Source organism: Herbidospora sp. NBRC 101105, assembly GCF_030269205.1.
GTDB lineage: Bacteria > Actinomycetota > Actinomycetes > Streptosporangiales > Streptosporangiaceae > Herbidospora > Herbidospora solisilvae.
Map to the genome: position 1 here is coordinate 548,835 of NZ_BSSX01000001.1, position 21,278 is coordinate 570,112.

A 21,278-nucleotide genomic window follows, 5' to 3' on the forward strand; every position below is an offset into this window, starting at 1 on the left:
GATCGCCCCTGCGCCGCCCATACGAACGGCCGGGGGATCATTCCCCCGGCCGTTCCGTGAACCGCCTCGTCAGGCGCGGGCGCGCTGCTCGATCGCCTGCTGGTAGAGCCGCCCGGCCCGGTAGGACGACCGGACCAGCGGGCCCGACAGCACCCCGGCGAAGCCGATCGCCTCGGCCTCGGCCTGGAGCTCGACGAACTCCTCGGGCTTGACCCAGCGCTCCACCGGGTGGTGGCGCGGGCTGGGGCGCAGGTACTGGGTGATGGTCAGCAGGTCGGTGCCCGCCTCGTGGAGGTCGCGCATCGCCTGGACGACCTCCTCCCGCTCCTCGCCCATGCCGAGGATCAGGTTCGACTTGGTCACCATGCCGGCCTCGCGGGCCATGGTGATCACGCCGAGGGAGCGCTCGTAGCGGAAGGCGGGGCGGATGCGCTTGAAGATCCGCGGCACCGTCTCGATGTTGTGGGCGAACACCTCGGGCCGGGCCGAGAAGACCTCGGCGAGCTGGTCGGCGTTGCCGTTGAAGTCGGGCACGAGCAGTTCGACGCCGCAGCCGGGGAGCAGCTCGTGGATCTGCCGGGCGGTCTCGGCGTAGAGCCAGGCGCCGCCGTCGGGCAGGTCGTCGCGGGCCACGCCGGTCACGGTCGCGTAGCGCAGGCCCATCTGCCGGACCGACTCGGCGACGCGCCGGGGCTCGTCGCGGTCGTATTCGGCGGGTTTGCCGGTGTCGATCTGGCAGAAGTCGCAGCGCCGGGTGCACTGGTCGCCGCCAATCAGGAAGGTCGCCTCGCGGTCTTCCCAGCACTCGTAGATGTTCGGGCAACCCGCCTCTTCGCACACCGTGTGCAGGCCCTCGCGGCGGACGAGGGATTTCAGTTCGGTGTATTCAGGGCCCGTCTTCAGCCGGGTCTTGATCCACGCTGGTTTGCGTTCGATCGGGGTCTGGCTGTTGCGCACCTCCAGGCGGAGGAGCTTACGGCCGTCAGGGGCAACACTCACCTTGACAGCTTATGCCCTCGCTCAGGACAGCAGGCCAAGCCCCCTGACCGCCCGTTCGTAGTGGGTGCGCAGCTCCTGATCGACGTGTTCCGACTCGGTCAGCACGGCCACCGGAGGGCCGGGGTCGCCGGTGGTCATCTCGCGCACCGCCGCCCGGTCGAGGGCGGCCCGGCGGATGGTCGTCACGTCCTCGCCGCGCAGCGCGGCGGCCTGCATCGGGGCCAGGTAGCTCCGGGAGGTGATCACCTCGGCGAGTTCGGCGATGGCGTCCGGGCCCGCGACGGCCGCCGCCGTGGCGGCGATCCCGGCCTCGGCGCGGGCCGTGCGGGCGCGGGTCAGCCGGTCCAGCAGGGCTCCCGCGACCACCGCCGGCCATCCCACGATCCAGCCCAGCATCCGCCCGAACCAGCCGGCCGTCTCGTAGGCCGTCTTGGGCGCCCACGCCCCCAGCGTCATGGCCATCTCCAGGTGGGCCCGCTGCCGCACCTCGTTGGCGCCGAGCCCGAACAGGGCCACCCTGACCTCGGCCAGCGTCGCCTTCGCCCCGCCCACGACGACGCCGTCGTCGAGCCGGTCCTGGGCGCACGCGGTCGCCAGCAGGGCCACCCGCAACGAGGGGGACAGGGCCAGCCAGACGGGCAGGCCGATCGTCAGCACCGGCCGCCGCCGCAGGCCGACCCGCTCGTAGGTCGCCCCCAGGCCCAGGTCGTGGACCGCCACCAGCGGCCGGGGCACCCCGGCCTCGGCGGCCACGCGCGCGGCCAGGCCGTACAGGAAAGGGGCCTGCTCCTCGGGGAGGACCTCGGCGTCGGGCGGCACCCGTCCCAGGCGGGGCCGGAGCATGACCCCCACCGCGACCAGGAAGAGGCCGAGCAGCCAGGCGGGCAGGAAACCGGGGGCCGCGGCGATCAGCGCGACGCCGACCGCCACGAACGCGAGGGTGAACAGGTGCACCACGAGGGCGACCAGAACGGCCGGCGCACGAGACATGTCAGCATTGTGAGGATCCGGGCGCCGTGCTGTCATTCCCTATACGCGTCAGGCCCCGACCCGGGACATCTCCCGGGCATGGCGCACCAGCGTGAGCAGCACCTCCTTGACCGACTCCCGTTCGCGCGCGTCGCACGGCACGAGCGGCACGTGCTCGGGCACCGCCAGCGCCCGGCGGATCACGGCCGGATCGTGGCGCCGGGCGCCGTCGAAGAGGTTGACCGCCACCATGTACGGGATCCGCCGCTGCTCGAAGAAGTCGACCGCGGGGAAGGCGTCGCCGAGGCGCCGGGTGTCGGCCAGCACGACCGCGCCCAGCGCCCCGATGGCCAGTTCGTCCCACATGAACCAGAACCGGTCCTGCCCGGGCGTGCCGAACAGGTAGATCCACAGGCCCTCGCGGAGGGTGATCCGGCCGAAGTCGAGGGCGACCGTGGTCGTCGTCTTGGTCTCCACGCCGCTGGTGTCGTCGACCCGGACGCCGCGGTCGCTGAGCAGTTCCTCGGTGGACAGCGGCTGGATCTCGCTGACCGCCGACACCATGGTCGTCTTGCCGACGCCGAACCCGCCCGCGATCAGGATCTTGATCGCGAGCGCGCCGGACCGGCCGTCAGAGCGCGCGTAGTCCATTGAGCACTTCCTGGTAGATCCGCTCGTTCAGGACTCCGGCCGTGGCCGCCGGAGGGTCGATCGACACCAGTCCCTCGCGCCGCAGGTCGCTGAGCAGCACGCGGGTGATGTTCAGGGGCAGCCGCAACCGGGTGCCGATGTCGGCCACCGTGGTGGGCCGGGTGGCGACCCGGAGGGCGGCGAGGTGCTCGGGGGAGAGGCCGGCCGGGTCGTACGGCATGCCGATCGTGGTCACCACGGCGATCACGTCGAAGGCCTCGCCCACCGGGCGGGCGCGTCCGCCGGTGACGGCGAACATCCGGACCAGGGGTCCTGGCTCCGGGTCCTCGTCAGCGGCCATGTACCGCCCTTGGCCGCGAGCTCAGGTGCTCCCCGACCCGCTTCACGAGCATGGTGAGCTCGTAGGTGACCACGCCCAGGTCGGTGTCGGGGCTGGTCATGACGGCCAGCCGCGCGCCGTCCCCGGCGGCGGTGACGAACAGGAACGCCCCGTCGAGCTCGATGATCGTCTGACGGACGTTGCCGACGCCGAACCGCCGGCCCGCTCCCTGGGCCAGGCTGTGGCTCCCGGCCGCGATGGCGGCCAGGTGCTCGGTGTCCTCCCTGTTCAGCCCCTGGGAGCCGCCCATCGCGAGCCCGTCGGCCGAGAGCACCACCGCGTGCCGCACCCCCGGCACCCGCCGGACGAGGTCGTCGAGCAACCAGTCGAGTTCCCTGGCGAGATCAGCCATCGGTCCTGTCCTTCCATATCCCCGTTTCGCGCCGGCCGCGTTCCCAGCCGCGCTGCATGGACGTCATCAGACCGGCCCGCCGTTCGGCGGAGCCCGTTTCCGCGCCGGTCTGCTGTGGTGCCTCTGGTGGCGGCGCCTCCCCGCGCAGGGGCGCCACCAGATGGGTCTGCGGGACGCGCTGCGGCAGTCCCTCCAGGTCGAGGTCGTCCGGGACGACGACCGGCGGCGCGGACGGCGGCGCCGGGGTGTGCCGGGCCGGGGGCGCCTGGACGGGCGCCGGCGGGGGCGAGGAGAAGTAGCCGACCTGCCGCTGGTCCGGCACCGCCAGCAGGCCCGGCGGGATCATCACGATCGCGGTCACGCCCTCGTACGGCGACTTGCGCAGCAGCACCCGCACGCCGTGCCGGGCGGCCAGCCGGGCCACCACGAACAGGCCGAGCCGCTCGCTGTCGGCCAGGTCGAACTCCGGCGGTTCGGCGATCCGCCGGTTGAGCGCCTCCAGCTTGGCGTGGTCGAGGCCGAGCCCGCGGTCCTCGATCTCCAGCGCGTAGCCGTTGGCGGCGATCTCGCCGCGCACGTAGACGCGGGTGCCGGGCGGGGAGAACACGGTCGCGTTCTCGATCAGCTCGGCGACCAGGTGCATCAGGTCGTTGACCGCCGAGCCCTGCACGGTCGGCGCCTGCCGCATCTCCTGGACCACGACCCGCGTGTAGTCCTCGACCTCGGTGACGGCGCCCCGCACCAGGTCGAGGATCGGCACCGGCTCCCGCCACCGGCGGGACGGCGCCGCGCCCGACAGGATGATCAGGTTCTCGGCGTGCCGGCGCATGCGGGTCGAGAGGTGGTCGAGCCGGAACAGGTCCTCCAGCGTGGCCGGGTCGTCGACGCGGTGCTCCATGACCTCCAGCAGGGCCAGCTGGCGGTGCAGCAGCGACTGGTTGCGCCGGGCCAGGTTGAGGAACACCTGGCCGACGCTGCGCCGCAGCTCGGCCTGCCCGACCGAGGCCCGCACGGCCTCTCCGAGCACGTGGTTGAACGCCCCTGAAACGTTCCTGACCTCGACCGTGCGGCCCTCGGCCACCCGCGGGGTCTCCTGGACCGGGTCGACCGACTCGCCGGCGCGCAGCCGCCGGACCAGGTCGGGCAGCCGCGACCGGGCCACGTCGGTGGCGGAGGTCTCCAGGTCGCCCAGCTCGCGCACGAGGCGGCGGCCGAAGCGGACCGAGATCAGCACCGACACGACGACGATGAGCAGGCCGACGCCCGTGATGATCGCCGTCCGCCACAGGATCGTGCCGACCCGCTGGTCGGCCGCGCCGAGTGCCCGGTCCATCGCCGCGCCGGTCAGGCGCTCGACCTCGCCGGTGACCTCGGTGCCGTTCCTGAGCCACTGCTGCAGGCCGTAGGGCAGTTCGCCGTCGGTCGGCACGAAGGCGGCGATGCGGTTCTCGCCCTCGGTCAGCGCGCTGTAGACGGGCCTGGCGAAGAGCTCCTCCAGCCCGGCCCGCACGCCGGGGTCGAGCGCCGCCGCCTCGTTGCGCAGCAGGAACCGGCGGCTGACGACCAGTTCGACGAAGGTGGCGTGCATCGAGGGGGCCAGGTTCTCGTCGGCGATGGCGTAACCGATGAGGCTCTGTTCGCGGGCCAGCAGGTCGAGCCCGAAGTCGAGCGAGTTCAGCGACCGGACCTGCGAGTACTGCTCGGGGGTGAGCCCGCCGTCCTTGGCCAGGCTGGAGGTGAAGTTGTAGATCTCGTCGACGAGGTCGCTGTAGACGCCGATGGTGGTCACCGCCGTCGAGACCCCTCCGTCGACGGAGCCCCGCACGGCCGTCAGCCCGTCGAGCCGGGCCAGCAGCAGCCGGGTCGTGCTCGGCAGGTCGGCCGGGTCCTGTCGCGCCGTCGCCTCCCGGAAGTCGGCCACCGCCCGGTCGGTGTCGGCGCGCCGCTGGGACAGGTACTCGCGCGCGCTCACGCGCGCGTCGCGGAGCGCGGCCACGCTGAAACGGCGTTCCTGCCGCAGGGCGTCGCGCAGGGCCTCCACGGGCCGCAGATAGGCCGTGTAGCGCTCGCCGGACCGTAACAGGCCGGTCGCTTCGGCGACCGAGGTGACGGCGACGTAGGCCCAGACGGCGGTCAGGGCCAGCAGGGGCACGACGAGCAGGGAGAACGCCTTAGACCTGATCGTGTCACGATTGAAACCCATGGCTCTCGTCTCGTTCAGAGCGACGTTCAGCGCCCCCGAACGCATGCGGGTGCGCTCCATGGCGCCGCCCATGTGGGAGCAAGATAGTTACTTTCCGGCGTGATGTAAACAAAGGGAAACGCGGGCACCCATGGGGCGCCCGCGTCCTCCGGCGTCAATAACGCTCGGCGATACCCGAGTTGATTTCCGTGAGCGCCAGTGTGGCGTCGGTGTAACGGATCACGTTCTGCAGCGATGGAGATTGGGTGAGGGTGGCCTGGGCGTACCGGACGGCGTCGCCGACCGTCTTCAGGCCCAGCCTCCTGATCGTGACGGTCTCCACCCGGGTGCCGGCGTTGATCCGCCGGGTGCCCAGGTTCAGCAGCGTGGCCAGCATCTCGGCCCGCAGCTGCCGGGGCTGCAGCACCGGGAGCAGGAACGCCGACCCCGTCTCCTGGCGGCTGAGCGTGCCGTCGCCGCCGGTGTCGAAGCGCTGGTCGGTGGCGTGCACCCGGGCCAGGACCTCGGCCGTCTGCAGGTCGCCGCGCAGCGCCCACAGGGCGGGCGGCATCGGGTCGCGGCTCGGCGCCTGGACCGTGACCGTGGTCGCCGCCGACCCCGACGCCTCGTAGGCGCAGGCGTTGGAGCCGTAGGCGATCTTCGCCGCGGCCTGGAGCGTGCCCGCCTCGGTGAGCAGGCTCGGCCGCCCGGTGAAGGTGACTGTGCCCTGCTGACCGGGGGCCAGCGTGCCGAGGTCGCGGGTCAGCGACCCGGTGGTGTGCACGCCCGGGGGCGGGGTGAAGGTCAGGCTCGCGCCGCTCGCGGCGGAGCCTCCCTCGTTCTTGTACGTCACCGTGTAGGTGACGGTCTCGCCCGCCTTGACCGACGGCGTGGCGGCGACCGACGTCGTCACCTTGGGCGCCCTGACCGTGTAGGCCGCCGTGGCCGTGTTGTCGGCGCGCAGCGCGGCGTTCTCGTTGGAGGCGGTCACGGTCGCGGTGCTCTGGCGGGTCGTCCCGTCGGCGGCCTCACACGGCACCGTCGAGGTGAGCGCCTCGGCCGCCCAGCCGAGCGGCGGGAGCTGCCGGGTCGCGCCGTCGACGGTCACCGTCGCGTTCTCCGAGGCCACCGCGCCCTGGTTGGTGAGCGTGGCGGTCGCGGTGACCGTCTCGCCGGGCGCGGCCTGGGCCTTGTCGAAGGCCAGCGCCGCCTTCAGGTCGGGGGAGGCGCTCCGGGTCATCTCGGTGTAGTCGAGCTCGTCGGGCATCGGGCCGTGGGCGCCGTCGGAGAAGCGCGGGCTGCTCGTGAAGTCGTAGACGAGCCGGTCCCAGTCGGTGTGCCCGACCATCGTCTCGTCGACCTTGGCGAAGCCGCAGTCGCCGCCCAGCCACGGGAACCGGTTGACGTTCATGGTGACGGGGTTGTCGTTCGTGTCGCCGTCCATGTTCCAGTCGATCTTGAACTGCGGGTTGGCGCGGTTCCACACCATGTCGTCGAGGACGCCGTTGCGGTCGACGTCGCCCCGGGGGTCGGGGGTGGTGAAGAAGACGTCCCTGACCAGGCCGCTGATGCCGGGGTTGCGCGTCTCGTCGAGCTGGTTCTCCACCAGCGTCGAACCGGTGAGCCGGGAGTAGCTCAGCGGGCGGCCCGAGTCGTAGCGGGGGAACTGCCAGATGTAGTTCATGACGCTCTGGTAGTTCGGCTTGCAGTTGACCTCGTCGAGGGTGCCGTTGTCGCGCCGGCCGCCGTGGGCCAGGCCCAGGGTGTGGCCCAGCTCGTGCATGAGGGTGCCCGCCTCGGCCGCCCGCTGACCGCCGACGTCGCCGAAGCCGTCCCAGCCGCCGAGCGACACGACGAAGTCGTTGCCGCCGCGTTCGTGCAGCTCGGCCCGGCCCGAGACGGTGCCGCCGCCGAGCAGTTCGTCGATGAAGACGCCGTAGCGGAACTTCTGCCGCTTGAAGCTCAGGATGTCCTGGCAGTGGGGGCTCGACCGGTCGGCCGCCGTCATGAAGCGGGCGGTGTTGCCGTCGCCGCACGGCTTGGCCGGGTTGCCCGACTTCAGGTCGTCGAAGTCGTCGTAGGTCCCCGATGGCCGGTCGCCGGGATCGGAGTAGTCGGCGAAGTCGAGCTCGTCGGCGGCGGGCACCTCCTCGTTCACGAGGAGATGGAGGTTGATCCCGGTCGCGCCGGTGTTCGGGTTGGTCACCGGGGCGACGTCGAAGGCGTTCTCGACGTCGGCGACCGCGTCGTCGAGGGGCTTGTGGCCGGCCATGTAGTCGAGCTCGACGTAGAGGTCGCGGCGGTTCGGGTCGGCGTCCGGGAGCGTCATGTCGACGACGTCGTCGCCGTCGAAGTCGCGGCCCCGGTACTCCTCCCAGTCGGAGAACCCGTCCGCGTCGGAGTCGAATCCGGGGCCGGGGCTGATCTCCAGGCAGAGCTGCACCGACGGCTTGGGGTCGGCGCCGAAGACGCCGCCGCCGGGCTCGCCGTTCCCGGCGACGCAGCCGGTGCCGGTCAGGTCGCCGGTGACCTCGCCGTCGATCATGTTGACCGTGAACCGGGTGAACGGGTCGCCCGCGCGCGGCGAGGTGTCGGCCCAGTCGTCGCCGCTGGTCGAGTCGTGGTCCTTGATCAGGACCGAGATCTCCTGGTCGACGACGGTCGTGGGGATCTGCTGGGTGAGCGTCCAGAACGGCGCGATCTGCGACCGGTCGTCGGGGGCGCGGGGCGTGGTGTGCACCGGGAACCCGGCGTAGGTGATCTCGGCGTAGAAGTCGGGGGTGGATTCGCCCAGGGCCTCCAGGCCCGCCTCGTCGCAGTCGGCGACGCAGGAGACGAGCAGAACCCGGACGGTGAGCGGCTGCGTGGTGGCCGCTCGTGCTGGTGCGGTGAGAAGGGTGATCCCGGAGACCGTCAGGAGGAGGGCCAGGACCACCCGGAGGGTACGGGTCGGCATGCCTCCGACGGTCGTGGTCTTCCGGCCGGAAGGCTTGAGTACCCCTCTACTCGACGAATCCCATCCGGCATTCCTCCAGCTGCCCCAGAATGAGCTTCACCCGCTGTTGCAGCCATTCCGCGGCCTTCGCCGCGCCCTCCGGGTCGTCGAGGTAGGCCACGTCGATCCCGAGTTCCAGCATGGCCCGCGCTTCGGCGGCCTGCGGGTCGCTCGGCGGGGCCTCCGTGGTGAGCTGGGAGAGCACGGCGATCAGGTGGTCCAGCATCGCGTCCGGACGAGGTCCGCCGTTCGTCATGATCGCAGTCTAGGCATGGAATGCGGCCGCCTGGTGTTCCAATTCCGATGCGTTATCCGTCGCGGGTCGCGTCAGCGGCGCCCGAGCAGTTCCTCTTCGAACATCGACACCGGCTCGGCCCCGAACGCGTCGCCGAGACGCTTCTCGGCGAACGGGATGACCTCGTCGACCGTGATGCGCCGGCCGGTCTCGGCCGACAACGAGGTGACGCCCGCGTCGGGGATGCCGCAGGGCACGATCCGGTTGAACCAGCTCAGGTCGTTGGCGCAGTTGAGCGCGAAGCCGTGCATCGTCACGCCGCGCTCCACCCGGATGCCGATCGCGCCCAGCCGCCGGTCGGGGATGCCGTGGTGGGCCTCGCCGCGCACCCAGACCCCGGGCCGCCCCTCGACCCGCCCGGCGACCACGCCGAAGTCGGCGCACACCTGGATCAGGACCTCTTCGAGGAGGCGTACGTAGGGGATCACGTCGTCGATCTTCACGATCGGGTAGCCGACGAGCTGGCCGGGGCCGTGCCAGGTGACGCTGCCACCCCGGTCGACGTCGATGACGGGGGTGCCGTCGGACGGCCGGTCGTGGGGGCGGGTGCGCTTGCCGGCCGTGTAGACCGGCGCGTGCTCCAGGAGCAGGGCCGTGTCGGGCAGTTCGTCGGCGACCCGGCGCCGATGGACGACCCGCTGCAGGCTCCACGCCTGTTCATAGGGGACATCGACACCAAGTCGGACGATCGCCAGCCTCACACGTCAACTGTAGACGCGAGTCGCCGTGGTTCGATACGGAACTCCTTGACCCCTTCTTCACCATCTCTTTCGATCCGGTACGCGTATCCGTCGGGATCGACCGTCACGGCCTGGATGAACTCGGTGCCGACGTAGTGGAGCGCGACGCCCTCGTCGGCGGCGTAACCGTCGGGCAACTCGCCCGAGGCGACCGAGCGCTGCAGCAGGTCACGGCGCTGGACGTCGCTGTTGTAGTGGACCCCGCACGAGTAGGGCAGCAGCCCGAGCCCCTCGGCCCACGGCCGCAGCTCCGGCCCGAACGAGTCGGTGTTGCCGCCCACGTGCCAGCACAGCGCGCCCGCGCTCTGGCCCGACAACACCACGCCGCTCTCCCAGGCCTCGGTCATCGCCTCGTCGAGGCCGTGGAGCCGCCACAGCGCCATCAGGTTGGCGACGCTGCCGCCGCTGACGTAGACGGCGTCCTGCTCCAGCAGCCACTCGCGCGGGTCGTCGACGTTGGGCATCGGGAACAGCGCCAGGTGGCTGAGGTCGACGTCGAAGGACCGGAAGGCCTCGTACATCTTCAGCAGCCACTCGGAGGAGTCGCCGACCGCCGTGGCGATCAGGCCCAGCCGGGGCCGGTCGACGCCGGTCAGGTCGAGCACGTAGCGCAGCAGGCCGGTGGCCTCCATCGTGCCGAAGCGCTCCGTCTGGCGGAACGACCCGCCACCGATGGCGACGATGTGCGACTGCCCGCTGCGTCCCATGCTTCACTCCCGTCTCGTCGGGCCAAATGAGGGGGCCCATGCTACGGGAGACGCCCCCTCACCGCAGGGCGTCTGCCAGGGCTTCCTTGATCGTGGGATGGGAGAAGTGGTGCCCGGCCGCCGTCAGCCGCGCCGGCACCGCCCGCTGCCCCATCAGGATGCCCTCCTCGGCGAACCCGCCGACGGCGGTCTTCAGCACGAACCCCGGCACGGCCAGCGGCATCGAGGGCCGCTTCACCGCCGCCGCGACCTCCTTGGTGAACCTCCTGTTGGTCACCGGCTCGGGCGCCGTCAGGTTGACCGCGCCGTCGATGTCGGCCCCCAGCAGGAACCGCGCGGCGCTCACCCAGTCGGGCACCGAGATCCACGACAGGTATTGCTTGCCCGACCCCAGGGGAGCGCCCAGCCCGATCCGGAAGATCGGCAGGATCTGCCCCAGCATTCCGCCCCGCTTGGACAGCACCACGCCCGTCCGCATGGTCACCACCCGCATGCCCGACTGGCGGGCGGGCTGCGCGGCCTCCTCCCAGGCCCCGCAGACGTCGGCCAGGAACCCGGCCCCCCGGGGCGAGGTCTCGTCGACGACCCGGTCGCGGGTGTCGCCGTAGTAGCCGACCGCCGACCCCGACAGCAGCACCGACGGCGGCTTGTCCATCGCGTTGAGCGCCCTGACCAGCGTCGAGGTGCCCTTCCTGCGGCTCTCCATGACCGTCTTCCGGTACGCGTCGGTCCACCGGTGGTCGCCGATGCCCGCCCCCGCGAGATGGACCACCGCCTCGACGCCCGCCAGGTCGGCCGGGTCGAGCACCCCGCCCGAAGGGTCCCACTGGACCTGTCCGGGGCCCGTGGGCGGTCTGCGGACCAGCGAGAGCACCTCATGGCCCGACTGCCGCAGGGAGGCGGTCAGCGCCGTCCCGATGAGGCCCGAGGCCCCCGTCACCGCGATCTTCATAACCACCCCTTCGTAGCACGCCCCCGTTCGGTGACGTACCGGACGCGGACTCGTTCAAACGTGTTCCCTGATGGACGGTGACCGGAGCGACCAGCCCCGAGACCCCCCGGCGCAAGGTCGTCGAGACAAAACCAAGAGACGACACCTCTCCCTCCGTTACGGCTCCCGCCCACCCCGGCCCCGACCACCGCCCCCGCCTGCTCACCGCAACCGGCGCCCACCCCCGCTCCCGCCCCCGCCGCCACGACCACCGAACGCCCCACGGAAAGGGCGAGGTGGCCGTCGTCAGGGCGCGCTGGATCCACGCAGTGACGCGATCGCCGGCAGCGAATGGGCGCCGTCCTCCGAGTCGCGCCTGACATGGTGAAACGGTGAACTGGACCACGCGAGCACTCGAAACGCTGGCGATCGGCGACCCCACACCGCTGATCGACTTACCGGTGCCGGCGCCCGGGATCAGGCTGCTGTTGAAGGACGAGTCGGCGCAGCCGACGGGGAGCCTGCGGCACCGGCACGCCAGGGCGCTGTTCCGCCAGGCCGTGCTCGACGGGTCGGTCACCGAGGGCGTGACCGTGGTGGAGGCGACCGGTGGCAACGCGGCCGTGGCCCAGGCCTGGTTCGCGCGGCGGCTCGGGCTGCCGTACGTCGTGGTCATGCCGGGCGAGCGCAGCCAGGCGCGGGCACGTCCGGTGGAGGAACTCGGCGGAGAATGCCGATTCGTGACGCCGCCGCCGGCGATCTACGAGGCCGCCCGGGCGATCGACGGGCACTTCCTCGACCAGTTCGGGCGGGCCGCGCCGCACGACCTGGCCGAGGAGCTGTTCGGGCAGGTGCGGCCTGACTGGGTGGTGACGGGCGCGAGCACCGGAACGACCTCGGCCACCCTCGGCCAGTGGATCCGGGCCCACGGTGCGGACTGCCGGGTCGCGGTGGCGGATCCCGAGAATTCGGCCTACTTCCCCGGATGGACCCTCGACGTGCCCGGCTACGGCACCGGGATGCCCTCACGGATCGAGGGCATCGGACGCCCACGCGTGGAGCCGGGCTTCCGGCCCGACCTCGTGGACCTGGTCGTCCCCGTGCCCGACGCGGCCAGTGTGGCGGCGGCCCGGCACATCCGCGAGGTGACCGGGTTGCCGGTCGGCGCCTCCTCGGGCACCGCGTTGTGGGCGGCGCTGGAGCTGGTGGAGCGCATGCGGGCCAGGGGAGAGACGGGCACGGTGGTGTCGCTGCTCGGCGACGCGGCCCACCGGCATCTGGCGACCTGTCACGACGACGGGTGGGCAGCGGGGAGGGGACTGGACGTCGGACGGCACACGGGCACTCTGCGGCAGCGCACCGGCTGGTGACCCGCATCGGCGCTCGGGGGCTGACCCGCGTAGCGGTGCTCTGGCGGGGGGTGCCGAGGCGGACGACCGGCCGTCTCACCCGGTGCTCGGCCTCATCCCGCCCCGCACTGCGCACGTCGAGTGAACCGTGATGGCCGTGGCCCTCCAGGGACCGGCGTTTCCCCGTACACGCGAGAACCCCCGCTCAGCCACGAGGCCGAACGGGGGTTCCGACAGGTGGCTAGGCCAGGCCGAGCTGGCCCTCGAAGCGGCCCTCTTCGAGACGGCGCTTGACCGTCGTCAGGAAGCGGGCGGCGTCGGCGCCGTCGACCAGGCGGTGGTCGTAGGTCAGCGCGAGGTAGACCGTCGAGCGGACCGCGATGACCTCGCCCTCGGGCGAGTCGACGACGACCGGGCGCTTCACGACGACGCCGGTGCCGAGCATGCCGACCTGCGGCTTGTTCAGGATCGGCGTGTCGAACAGGGCGCCGCGGCTGCCCGTGTTCGTCAGCGTGAAGGTGCCGCCGGCGATGTCGTCGGGGCTGATCTTGTTGGTGCGGGTGCGCTCGGCCAGGTCGGCGATCTTGCGGGCCAGCCCGGCGATGTTGAGGTCGCCGGCGCCCTTGACGACCGGGACGATGAGGCCCTTGTCGGTGTCGACCGCGATGCCGAGGTTCTCGACGTCGTGGTAGGTCACCTCGCTGGTCTCGTCGTTGATCACGGCGTTGAGCTTGGGGTGGACCTTGAGGGCCTCGACCGCCGCCAGCGCGAAGAACGGCAGGAACGACAGCTTGACGCCCTCGCGGGCCTCGAACGCCGCCTTGGCCCGGTCGCGCAGCCGCGCGATGCGGGTCACGTCGACCTCGACGACCGTGGTGAGCTGGGCCGTGGTCTGCAGCGAGTCGAGCATGCGGTCGGCGATGACCTTGCGCAGGCGGGACATCTTCTGCGTGGTGCCGCGCAGGGTGGTGTCGACCTGGACCGGCGCGGGGGCGGCCGCCGCGGCGGGGGCCTGCTGCGCCGGCGCGGCCGGAGCGGCGGCGGGGGCCGCCGGGGCCTGGGCGGTGGCGCGCTCGCGCTGCACGCGGGCGGCCTCGATGACGTCCTGCTTGCGGATGCGGCCGCCGACGCCGGTGCCGTTGAGCTCCTCGAGGTTCACGCCGTGCTCGGTGGCGAGCTTGCGGACCAGCGGGGTGACGTAGGGCGTGTCACCCGACGGCGCCGGGGCGGCCGGGGCCTGCTGGGCCGCCGGGGCCGGCTGCGGGCTCTGCGGCGGGGCCGGGGGAGCGGGCTGCGGGATCGAGGAGATCGGCGCGCTCTGCGGGGCCGGCTGCTGGACCGGCTGCGGGGCGGGCTGCGGGGCGGGCGCGGGGGGCTGCGGGGCCGGGGCGGCCTGAGCCTGCACGGGCTCCGGCTCCGGCTCCGGCTCGGGTTCCGGCTCGGGAGCGGCCGCGGGCGGCTCCTCCTGCGCGGCCGGCGCGCCGCCGTTGGCGGCGTTGGAGTCGATGACGGCCAGCTCGGCGCCGACCTCGACGGTCTCGTCCTCGGAGACCAGGATCTTCGTCAGGTAGCCGGCGGACGGCGAGGGGATCTCGGTGTCGACCTTGTCGGTCGACACCTCAAGCAGCGGCTCGTCGGCCTCGACGTGGTCGCCCTCCGACTTCAACCAGCGGGTGACGGTGCCCTCGGTCACGCTCTCGCCGAGCTGGGGCATGGTTACGGAGACAGGCATGGTGAGTCTTCGTCTTCCTTAGAGGGCTCTTAGTTGTGGACGTGGAGGGGTTTGCCGGCCAGGGCCAGCATGGCCTCGCCGAGGGCCTCGGACTGCGTCGGGTGCGGGTGGATGAGCTGCGCCACGTCGCCCGTCGTCGCCTCCCAGTTGTAGATGAGCTGCGCCTCGGCGATGAGCTCGCCGACCCTGGCGCCGACCATGTGCACGCCCAGTACGCGGCCGCCGTCCTTCTCGGCGACGACCTTGACCTCGCCCTGGGTCTGCAGGATCTTGCTGCGGCCGTTGCCCGCGAGGTTGTAGCTCAGCTCGACCACGTCGTGGCCGCGCTCGCGCGCGGTCGCGCCGCTGATGCCGACCGAGGCCACCTCGGGCTCGGAGTAGGTGATGCGCGGCACGCCGTCGTAGTCGATCGGGACGACCGGCAGGCCCGCGATGTGCTCGGCGACCAGGATGCCCTCGGCGAAGCCGACGTGGGCCAGCTGCAGCGTGGGGATGAGGTCGCCCACGGCGTAGACGCCCGGGACGCTGGTCTGGCAGAACTCGTTGACCAGGACGTAGCCCCGGTCCATCGAGACGCCCTGCTCCTCGTAGCCGAGCCCGGAGGAGACCGGGCCACGCCCGACGGCCACCAGCATGAGCTCGGCGTCGAGGGTCTTGCCGCCCTCCAGGGTGACGACGACCCCGGTGTCGGTGGTCTTGACGCTCTCGAAGCGCTGACCGAGTTCGTACTTGATGCCGCGCCGGCGGAAGGCCCGCTCCAGCAGCTTGGAGTTGGACTCGTCTTCAAGCGGGAGCAGGTGGGGCAGCGCCTCGACGATGGTCACCTCGGCGCCGAAGGAGCGCCACACGCTGGCGAACTCGACGCCGATGACGCCGCCGCCGAGGATGATCACCGACGACGGCACCCGGTCGAGGACCAGGGCGTGGTCGCTGGTGATGACGCGCTGGCCGTCGATGTCGAGGCCGGGCAGCGACTTCGGCACCGAGCCGGTGCCGAGCACCACGTTGCGCCCGGTGTAGACCTCGCCGTTGACGGTGACCTGGTTGGGACCGGTGAGCCGGCCCTCGCCCTCGACGACGGTGATCTTCTTGCTCTTGATGAGACCCTGCAGGCCCTTCCAGAGCCCGCTGATCACCTTGTCCTTGTAGGCGAGCACGCCCGGCACGTCGATCCCGTCGAAACGGGTCTTCACGCCGAAGGACTCGCCTTCACGCGCCTGGTCGGCCAGCTCCGCGGCGTGCAGCAGCGCCTTGGTGGGGATGCACCCCTGATGGAGGCACGTGCCGCCCACCTTGGCCTTCTCGATGAGAACGACGCTCTTGCCGAGCTCGGCCGCCCGCAGGGCGCAGGCGTAGCCGCCGCTACCGCCGCCTAGGACAACGATGTCGAAGGGGCCGCTGCCTTCAGCCACTGGAAAGCTCCCTAATGAATACTGCCGTGGTACGGCATCTTTTCACTTGTCTTTGATGATCGTGCGCTCAGCCCGCATAGCGCTCGGCGATGGCGACGAGCGTGCGGGTGATGGCTCCGGTGCCGCCCTTGGGGGTGTAACCGTAGGGCTCGCCCTTGTTGAAGGCCGGTCCCGCCATGTCGATGTGGGCCCAGTCAACCCCGTCGGGGACGAACTCGCGCAGGAACACGCCCGCCGCCAGCATGCCGCCCCACCGCTCGGGGTGGAGGTTGGCGATGTCGGCCACCTGCGAGTCGAGCCCCTTGCGCAGCTCGGCGGGCAGGGGCATGCCCCACACGCTCTCGCCCTGCGCCCCGGCCAGCTCGACCACGGCGCCGCGCAGGTCGTCGTCGTTGGTCATGACCCCGGCGGTGCGCCACCCGAGGGCGACGATCTGCGCGCCGGTCAGGGTGGCCACGTCGACGATCAGGTCGGGCGAGTCCTCGGCGGCGCGGGCGATGCCGTCGATGAGCACCAGGCGCCCTTCCGCGTCGGTGTCGAGGACCTCGACGGTCTTGCCGCTGTAGGTGTGGAGCACGTCGGAGGGCCGCTGGGCGGTGCCCGAGGGCATGTTCTCGGCCAGGCACAGGTAGCCGACGGCGTTGACGTGGAGCCCGAGGCGCGAGACCGCCAGCAGGGCTCCGAGCACGGCGGCCGCGCCGCCCATGTCGGACTTCATCCAGTCCATCGACGCGGACGGCTTGAGTGACAACCCGCCGGAGTCGAACGTGATTCCCTTGCCGACGAACGCGAGCGTCTTGGCGGCCTGCGGGTGGGAGTAGGCCACCCGGACCAGCCGCGGCGGCCGGGACGAGCCCTGGCCCACGCCGACGATGCCGCCGTAGCCGTTCTCCTTCAGCGCGATCTCGTCGAGCACCTCGACGGTCAGCCCGTTCTTGCCGCCGATCTCCTCGGCGATCTCGGCGAACCGGGCCGGCCACAGGTCGGACGGCGGGGTGTTCACCAGGTCGCGGACCAGGGTGACCGAGTCGGCCAGCGTGGCGGCGCGCCGGACCGCGCTCTCGGCGTCGGGGGCGGAGGTGACCAGCTCCACCTCGGCCAGCGGCGCCTTCTGCTGCCCGTTGGTCTGGTAGCGGCTGAAGACGTAGGCCCCCAGGAGGCTGCCGACGGCCACCGCCTCGACCTCCTCGGCCGTGGTGGCGGGCAGTGCGACGGCGGCCGACGCCGTTCCGGCCAGCGCGCGGGCGGCGGCGCCCGCGGCGCGGCGGAGGGTCTCCAGTTCCAGGGACTCGCCGTCGGCGGGCGGGGCGCCGAGCCCCACCGCCACGACGAGCGGCGCCGGGATCGCGCCGAACGTGGGGAACTTGGCGATCTCCTCGGGCTTGCCCGCGAAACCCATCGCGGTCAGCGTGGCGGCGAGCCGTCCGCCGAGGGCCTGATCGAGCCCGGCGGCCCCGGCCGCGGCCTGTGGGCCCTGCGGGGTGGCGTGGATGCCGATAACGAGGGCATCGGTCTCTATGGAGACCGTGTCAGATGCATTGACGCGCACTGTGGTCACGTGAGCCGATGCTAGCTGTGCTTTCTCCGTACTCATAAACTCGGGTTCGTCCTACCAATAGGTTGGGGGATGTTTACAGGTCGGTGAACGTCACCGCACTGGCGAGCAAGCACGCCGCGGTCGCGACCTCGGCGAGCGCTCCGAGCACATCCCCCGTGATCCCCCCGAGCCGCCCGACGGCGGTGGCGAGGATGACCCAGGCGACGGCCAGCCCGATGGGCACCGCGCTGACCAGCACCGGAACGTCGCGAAACGCGATCATAGCGACGATCAGCAAGGTGCCAGTAGACGCCAACGCCTCCGGCACCCGCACTGTTCCCGCGACGAGGCTGCCCAGCCCCTCCTCTCTCGCTGCCCGGAAACGGGGCGTGCACGCCCACGTGACGGCCAGCCTTCCGGTCGCCACGGCCACGGGCAACGTCCACAGGGCATGGGGCCCCACCTGACTCAGCGCGCTGACCTGGAGCCCCACGCAGAAGATCAGCGCGACCACCCCGAACGGCCCGATGTCGGACCGCTTCATGATGGCCAGCGCCTCGGGCGCGCTCTTCCGGCTCCCGAGGCCGTCGGCCAGGTCGGCGAGCCCGTCGAGGTGAAGTGCCCGCGTCAGCGATGCGAGGGTGCCGACGGCGAGCAGCCCGGCCGTCGTCCCCCCGAGCCCCAGCCACCGGGCCCCCTGGAAGACGAGCGCCGCGATCACCCCGAGCAGCACCCCGACGAGCGGCCCGAGCACCATCGCCCGCCCGGCGGTCCGCGAGTCGACCGGCGAATGCCGCGGCACCGGCAGCACGCTCAGCAGGGAGACGGCCAGCCACCAGGCGTTCCCCCAGTTCCGCAGGGTCATGGCAGCGGGGTGACGCGGCCCGCGACGACCAGGGCCGCCTCCTCCGACTCGTCGGCGAGGCGGCGGTTCAGGTCGCCGAGGGCGTCGCGGAAGATCCGCCCCGACGCGTGGCCGGGGACCACGCCCAGGCCCACCTCGTCGCTGACCAGCACGACCCTGGCCCGGGTCGCCCGCCAGGCCGCGACCAGCCCGTCACAGGCGCCGCGGACCCGGCCCGGGTCGTCCCAGGCGGCGAGGTCGTCGAAGACGCCGGCCAGCCAGGTGCCGAGCCCGTCGATCAGCACCGCGCCGGCCTCGGCGGCCAGCACGTCTTCCAGGTCGCGGGTCTCCCTGGTCCGCCAGTGGGCCGGCCGGCGGTTCCGGTGGGCGGCGATCCGGTCGGCCCAGGCCGCGTCGCCGTGGGCGTCGCCGGTGGCGACATAGAGGACGTCCGGCTCACCGGCGAGCCGCAGCTCCGCCTCCTCCGACTTCCCGGAGCGGGTCCCGCCGAGCACGATCGCCCGGTGCGGCCCCGCCGGGTCGTGGGCGGCCCGGCCGGAGGTCTCCAGCACCGTCCCGTCGGGCACCTGGACGGCGCCCCAGTAGGCCAGCCGCCGGTCGAGCTCGGCCTCCGACCGGATCCGGTGGTCGAGTCCCACGGCCACCACCTGGGTGGCCCGGTTCACCAGGCCCCGCGCGCGCAGCGCCCCGAGCCGGAAGGGGTCGTCGAGCAGATCGATCAGCACCAGGTCGAACGCCGGCCCGGGACCCGCTCCACCGGGCCCGTTGGCGAACAGCAGACTGCCCCCGTCGGGCCCCACGACGATGTCGCCGTCGTCGGTCCGGGTCAGCTCGTAGCCGTCGAGAGGGGCGTTGTCGTCGACGACCACGGACAGGGGCCGCCGCTCGCGCCGCACCGACCGGCACGACGCGCACCCGTCGGACGGCCACCCCCCGGGCCCGCCCGTCCCGCTCAGCTCGACCTTCAACCCCGTCTCCCCTTCATGCGTGAACCCATGAGCCCACCCCGGAGCACTCCGTCAGCCCTGGAGACCTGGGGCGGTGGCGCGATCCGTACCGGAAACGAGACCGCCGCCCGAAACCCTAGAGGGCCGGGCGGCGGTCGCCGTGCGCGGGTTCGGGGCTGGGGGAACAGGTTTCAGGCCGACCGGCGGCGCAGGAGGAGGAAGACGCCCACCCCCGCCGCGACCGCGACCGCGCCGCCCGCGATCAGCAGGACCGGCGCGCCGTCCTCGGCGGACGCGGAGGCGGACGGGGCGCCGGCCGCCTGGCTGATCGGCAGCTCCTTGCCCGTCGTGTTGTTCTTGGCGGGGTAGCCGCTGACGGCCACCACGTTGCCGCTGTCGTCGACCCTCGGCCGGGTCGCCTCCGAGGAGAGCAGCTGGAGTGACGTGGCCGACGAGGGGGCCACGACACAGGTCACGGTGCTCTGGGGCGGGGTGTCGCCGGGGTAGGCGTCGACCTCGCCGTCGCCGAAGTCGACCGCCAGGACGACCCGCTTGCGGCCCGAGGCGGCGGCCTGCCCGCCGCAGACGTCGTCGAAGGCGGGGACCTCGCGGGGCGAGTCGGTGCCGGTGCCGTCGGGGGAGACGCCGAAGCGCCAGCCGATGACCGAACCGTCGGCCGGCACCGCGCCGGCCTCCGGCGCGAGCCAGGCCAGGCCGTCGCTCTGCCAGAAGGTCCACTGGCGGGGGGTGTCGGGTCCGGGCTGGGGTGCGAACGCCGCGACCGCGGCCAGGGCCACCGCGCCGAGTATGACGCGGATCAGTGCTTTGCGGGGGTGTGAGGGCAGCATGGAATGGCCTCCGTGCTCGGGTGATGACGCTCGGGGAGATCTCGGGGAGATAGGGTTCCCAGGCACCCTTCGGATTTCCCCTTGAGGGAACGACCGGCCGCGAACAGGAGCATAGGCATGACATGGCGCTGGCGTTATGAAAACGCTAATGGTGGTGAGGTATCCGCCGCCGATTTGTCGCGCGAGGTATTTCCCAGTCAGGCCGACGCCGAGTCGTGGCTTGGAGAAAGCTGGCGTGACCTGCTGGAATCCGGGGTCGAACAGGTGACGCTGCTCGACGGCGACCGGGTCGAATACCAAGGCATGTCATTGCGTCCACAGGAATGAAAAAGGCCCGCCGAGAAATGGCGGGCCTTTTGTTTTCAGGGGCGCTTCTTGGGAGCGTTGGTACTCGTGAGGGAGGGGTCGCGCACGACGACCGGGCCGAGGATGTCGTCGACCTTCTTCATGACGTCGGCGTCGAGCTTGACCCCGGCCGCCTTGACGTTGTCGCGCACCTGCTCGGGCCGCGAGGCGCCGACGATCGCCGACGACACGTTGGGGTTCTGCAGCACCCACGCCACCGCGAACTGGGCCATCGAGAGGCCCAGGTCGGCGGCCACCGGCTTGAGCTCCTGGACGCGGGTCAGCAGGTCGTCGTCGAGCATGCGCTTGATGAAGTTGCCACCGCTCGGGTCGAGCGCCCGCGAGCCCTCGGGCGGCGGCTGGCCCGGCAGGTACTTGCCGGTCAGCACGCCCTGGGCGATCGGCGAGAACACGATCTGGCCGATGCCCTCCTTCTCCGACAGCGGCACGACCTCGCCCTCGATGACCCGCCACAACGCGGAGTACTGCGGCTGGTTGGAGACGATGCGGTCGAAGCCCATCTGGTCGGCGAGCTTCAGCGCCGCGGCGATCTGGTCGGCGGTCCACTCGCTGACGCCGATGTAGAGCGCCTTGCCCTGCCGCACGATGTCGTCGAAGGCCCGCAGCGTCTCCTCGAGCGGGGTCTCGACGTCGTAGCGGTGGGCCTGGTAGAGGTCGACGTAGTCGGTCTGCAGGCGGCGCAGGGAGCCGTTGATCGACTCCATGATGTGCTTACGCGACAGCCCCCGGTCGTTGCGCCCCTGCCCGGTCGGCCAGTAGACCTTCGTGAAGATCTCCAGTGACTCGCGGCGGACCCCCTGGAGGGCGCGGCCCAGCACCTCCTCCGCGCGGGTGCCCGCGTAGACGTCGGCGGTGTCGAAGGTCGTGATGCCCTCGTCGAGGGCGGCCTTCACGCAAGCGCGGGCGGCCTCCTCTTCGACCTGGGAGCCGTGGGTGATCCAGTTGCCATAGCTGATCTCGCTGATGACGAGGCCACTTCGGCCCAAATGGCGGAATTCCATGGGCCAACTCTAGACAACCAG

General features: G+C 71.9%; 20 protein-coding genes. 2 read left to right on the forward strand and 18 right to left on the reverse strand.

Annotated features, from left to right (window positions below; translation table 11 throughout):
- Nucleotides 1-69: 69 nt before the first annotated feature.
- The 11 genes from lipA to QSK34_RS02540 form a co-directional block, all read right to left on the reverse strand.
- Nucleotides 70-999, reverse strand: coding sequence for a lipoyl synthase (lipA, locus tag QSK34_RS02490; protein ID WP_161480207.1), 930 nt, complete (start codon nt 997-999; stop codon nt 70-72).
- 21 nt (nt 1,000-1,020) lie between these two features.
- Nucleotides 1,021-1,989 carry a M48 family metallopeptidase gene (locus QSK34_RS02495; RefSeq protein WP_161480206.1) on the reverse strand — a complete coding sequence of 323 codons (969 nt, stop codon included), beginning with the start codon at nt 1,987-1,989 and terminating at the stop codon, nt 1,021-1,023.
- Between the two features lie 48 nt (nt 1,990-2,037).
- On the reverse strand, nt 2,038-2,619 hold the full coding sequence (locus QSK34_RS02500) for a GTP-binding protein (RefSeq protein WP_285579406.1): 582 nt from the start codon (nt 2,617-2,619) through the stop codon (nt 2,038-2,040).
- On the reverse strand, nt 2,600-2,959 hold the full coding sequence (locus QSK34_RS02505) for a DUF742 domain-containing protein (RefSeq protein WP_161480204.1): 360 nt from the start codon (nt 2,957-2,959) through the stop codon (nt 2,600-2,602). Before QSK34_RS02505 ends, QSK34_RS02500 begins: the two co-directional genes overlap by 20 nt.
- Entirely contained in the window at nt 2,949-3,350 is a 402-nt protein-coding gene (locus QSK34_RS02510) for a roadblock/LC7 domain-containing protein (protein ID WP_285579410.1), read from the reverse strand. Before QSK34_RS02510 ends, QSK34_RS02505 begins: the two co-directional genes overlap by 11 nt.
- Nucleotides 3,343-5,625: a sensor histidine kinase gene (locus QSK34_RS02515; protein WP_285579412.1), complete on the reverse strand. Its 2,283-nt coding sequence runs from the start codon at nt 5,623-5,625 to the stop codon at nt 3,343-3,345. Before QSK34_RS02515 ends, QSK34_RS02510 begins: the two co-directional genes overlap by 8 nt.
- Before the next feature lie 82 nt (nt 5,626-5,707).
- Nucleotides 5,708-8,488 (reverse strand): NEW3 domain-containing protein, encoded by a 2,781-nt coding sequence (locus QSK34_RS02520; RefSeq protein WP_285579414.1) that lies wholly within the window; start codon nt 8,486-8,488, stop codon nt 5,708-5,710.
- 46 nt (nt 8,489-8,534) lie between these two features.
- Nucleotides 8,535-8,783, reverse strand: coding sequence for a hypothetical protein (locus QSK34_RS02525; protein WP_156045140.1), 249 nt, complete (start codon nt 8,781-8,783; stop codon nt 8,535-8,537).
- Nucleotides 8,784-8,854: 71 nt separating this feature from the next.
- On the reverse strand, nt 8,855-9,523 hold the full coding sequence (lipB, locus tag QSK34_RS02530) for a lipoyl(octanoyl) transferase LipB (protein ID WP_034382636.1): 669 nt from the start codon (nt 9,521-9,523) through the stop codon (nt 8,855-8,857).
- Nucleotides 9,520-10,269 carry a Type 1 glutamine amidotransferase-like domain-containing protein gene (locus tag QSK34_RS02535; protein WP_285579422.1) on the reverse strand — a complete coding sequence of 250 codons (750 nt, stop codon included), beginning with the start codon at nt 10,267-10,269 and terminating at the stop codon, nt 9,520-9,522. The genes lipB and QSK34_RS02535 overlap by 4 nt, the downstream gene beginning before the upstream one ends.
- Before the next feature lie 58 nt (nt 10,270-10,327).
- Nucleotides 10,328-11,221 (reverse strand): TIGR01777 family oxidoreductase, encoded by an 894-nt coding sequence (locus QSK34_RS02540; protein ID WP_285579425.1) that lies wholly within the window; start codon nt 11,219-11,221, stop codon nt 10,328-10,330.
- Between the two features lie 371 nt (nt 11,222-11,592).
- On the opposite strand from QSK34_RS02540, the gene QSK34_RS02545 reads away from it, so the two are divergent.
- Nucleotides 11,593-12,570 carry a PLP-dependent cysteine synthase family protein gene (locus QSK34_RS02545; RefSeq protein WP_285579428.1) on the forward strand — a complete coding sequence of 326 codons (978 nt, stop codon included), beginning with the start codon at nt 11,593-11,595 and terminating at the stop codon, nt 12,568-12,570.
- Between the two features lie 220 nt (nt 12,571-12,790).
- Here the strand turns inward: QSK34_RS02545 and sucB are convergent, their stop codons facing one another.
- From sucB to QSK34_RS02575, 6 genes are all read right to left on the reverse strand, one after another.
- Nucleotides 12,791-14,281: a 2-oxoglutarate dehydrogenase, E2 component, dihydrolipoamide succinyltransferase gene (gene sucB, locus QSK34_RS02550; RefSeq protein WP_285579430.1), complete on the reverse strand. Its 1,491-nt coding sequence runs from the start codon at nt 14,279-14,281 to the stop codon at nt 12,791-12,793.
- A gap of 29 nt (nt 14,282-14,310) precedes the next feature.
- Nucleotides 14,311-15,693, reverse strand: coding sequence for a dihydrolipoyl dehydrogenase (gene lpdA, locus QSK34_RS02555; protein WP_285579433.1), 1,383 nt, complete (start codon nt 15,691-15,693; stop codon nt 14,311-14,313).
- A 67-nt stretch (nt 15,694-15,760) separates the two neighbouring features.
- On the reverse strand, nt 15,761-17,287 hold the full coding sequence (locus QSK34_RS02560; RefSeq protein ID WP_502875346.1) for a leucyl aminopeptidase: 1,527 nt from the start codon (nt 17,285-17,287) through the stop codon (nt 15,761-15,763).
- 37 nt (nt 17,288-17,324) lie between these two features.
- Complete coding sequence (locus QSK34_RS02565; RefSeq protein ID WP_285579438.1) at nt 17,325-18,095, reverse strand: adenosylcobinamide-GDP ribazoletransferase; 771 nt, start codon at nt 18,093-18,095, stop codon at nt 17,325-17,327.
- A complete protein-coding gene (locus QSK34_RS02570; RefSeq protein WP_285579440.1) occupies nt 18,092-19,063 on the reverse strand; it encodes a bifunctional adenosylcobinamide kinase/adenosylcobinamide-phosphate guanylyltransferase in 972 nt (323 codons plus the stop codon). Before QSK34_RS02570 ends, QSK34_RS02565 begins: the two co-directional genes overlap by 4 nt.
- 170 nt (nt 19,064-19,233) lie before the next feature.
- Nucleotides 19,234-19,890 carry an SCO2322 family protein gene (locus QSK34_RS02575; RefSeq protein WP_285579443.1) on the reverse strand — a complete coding sequence of 219 codons (657 nt, stop codon included), beginning with the start codon at nt 19,888-19,890 and terminating at the stop codon, nt 19,234-19,236.
- Between the two features lie 117 nt (nt 19,891-20,007).
- Here QSK34_RS02575 and QSK34_RS02580 point away from each other — a divergent pair, with 117 nt between their 5' ends.
- Nucleotides 20,008-20,217: a hypothetical protein gene (locus QSK34_RS02580; protein ID WP_081898196.1), complete on the forward strand. Its 210-nt coding sequence runs from the start codon at nt 20,008-20,010 to the stop codon at nt 20,215-20,217.
- A 35-nt stretch (nt 20,218-20,252) separates the two neighbouring features.
- Here the strand turns inward: QSK34_RS02580 and QSK34_RS02585 are convergent, their stop codons facing one another.
- Nucleotides 20,253-21,257 (reverse strand): aldo/keto reductase family protein, encoded by a 1,005-nt coding sequence (locus QSK34_RS02585; RefSeq protein WP_285579447.1) that lies wholly within the window; start codon nt 21,255-21,257, stop codon nt 20,253-20,255.
- Between the last annotated feature and the right edge of the window lie 21 nt (nt 21,258-21,278).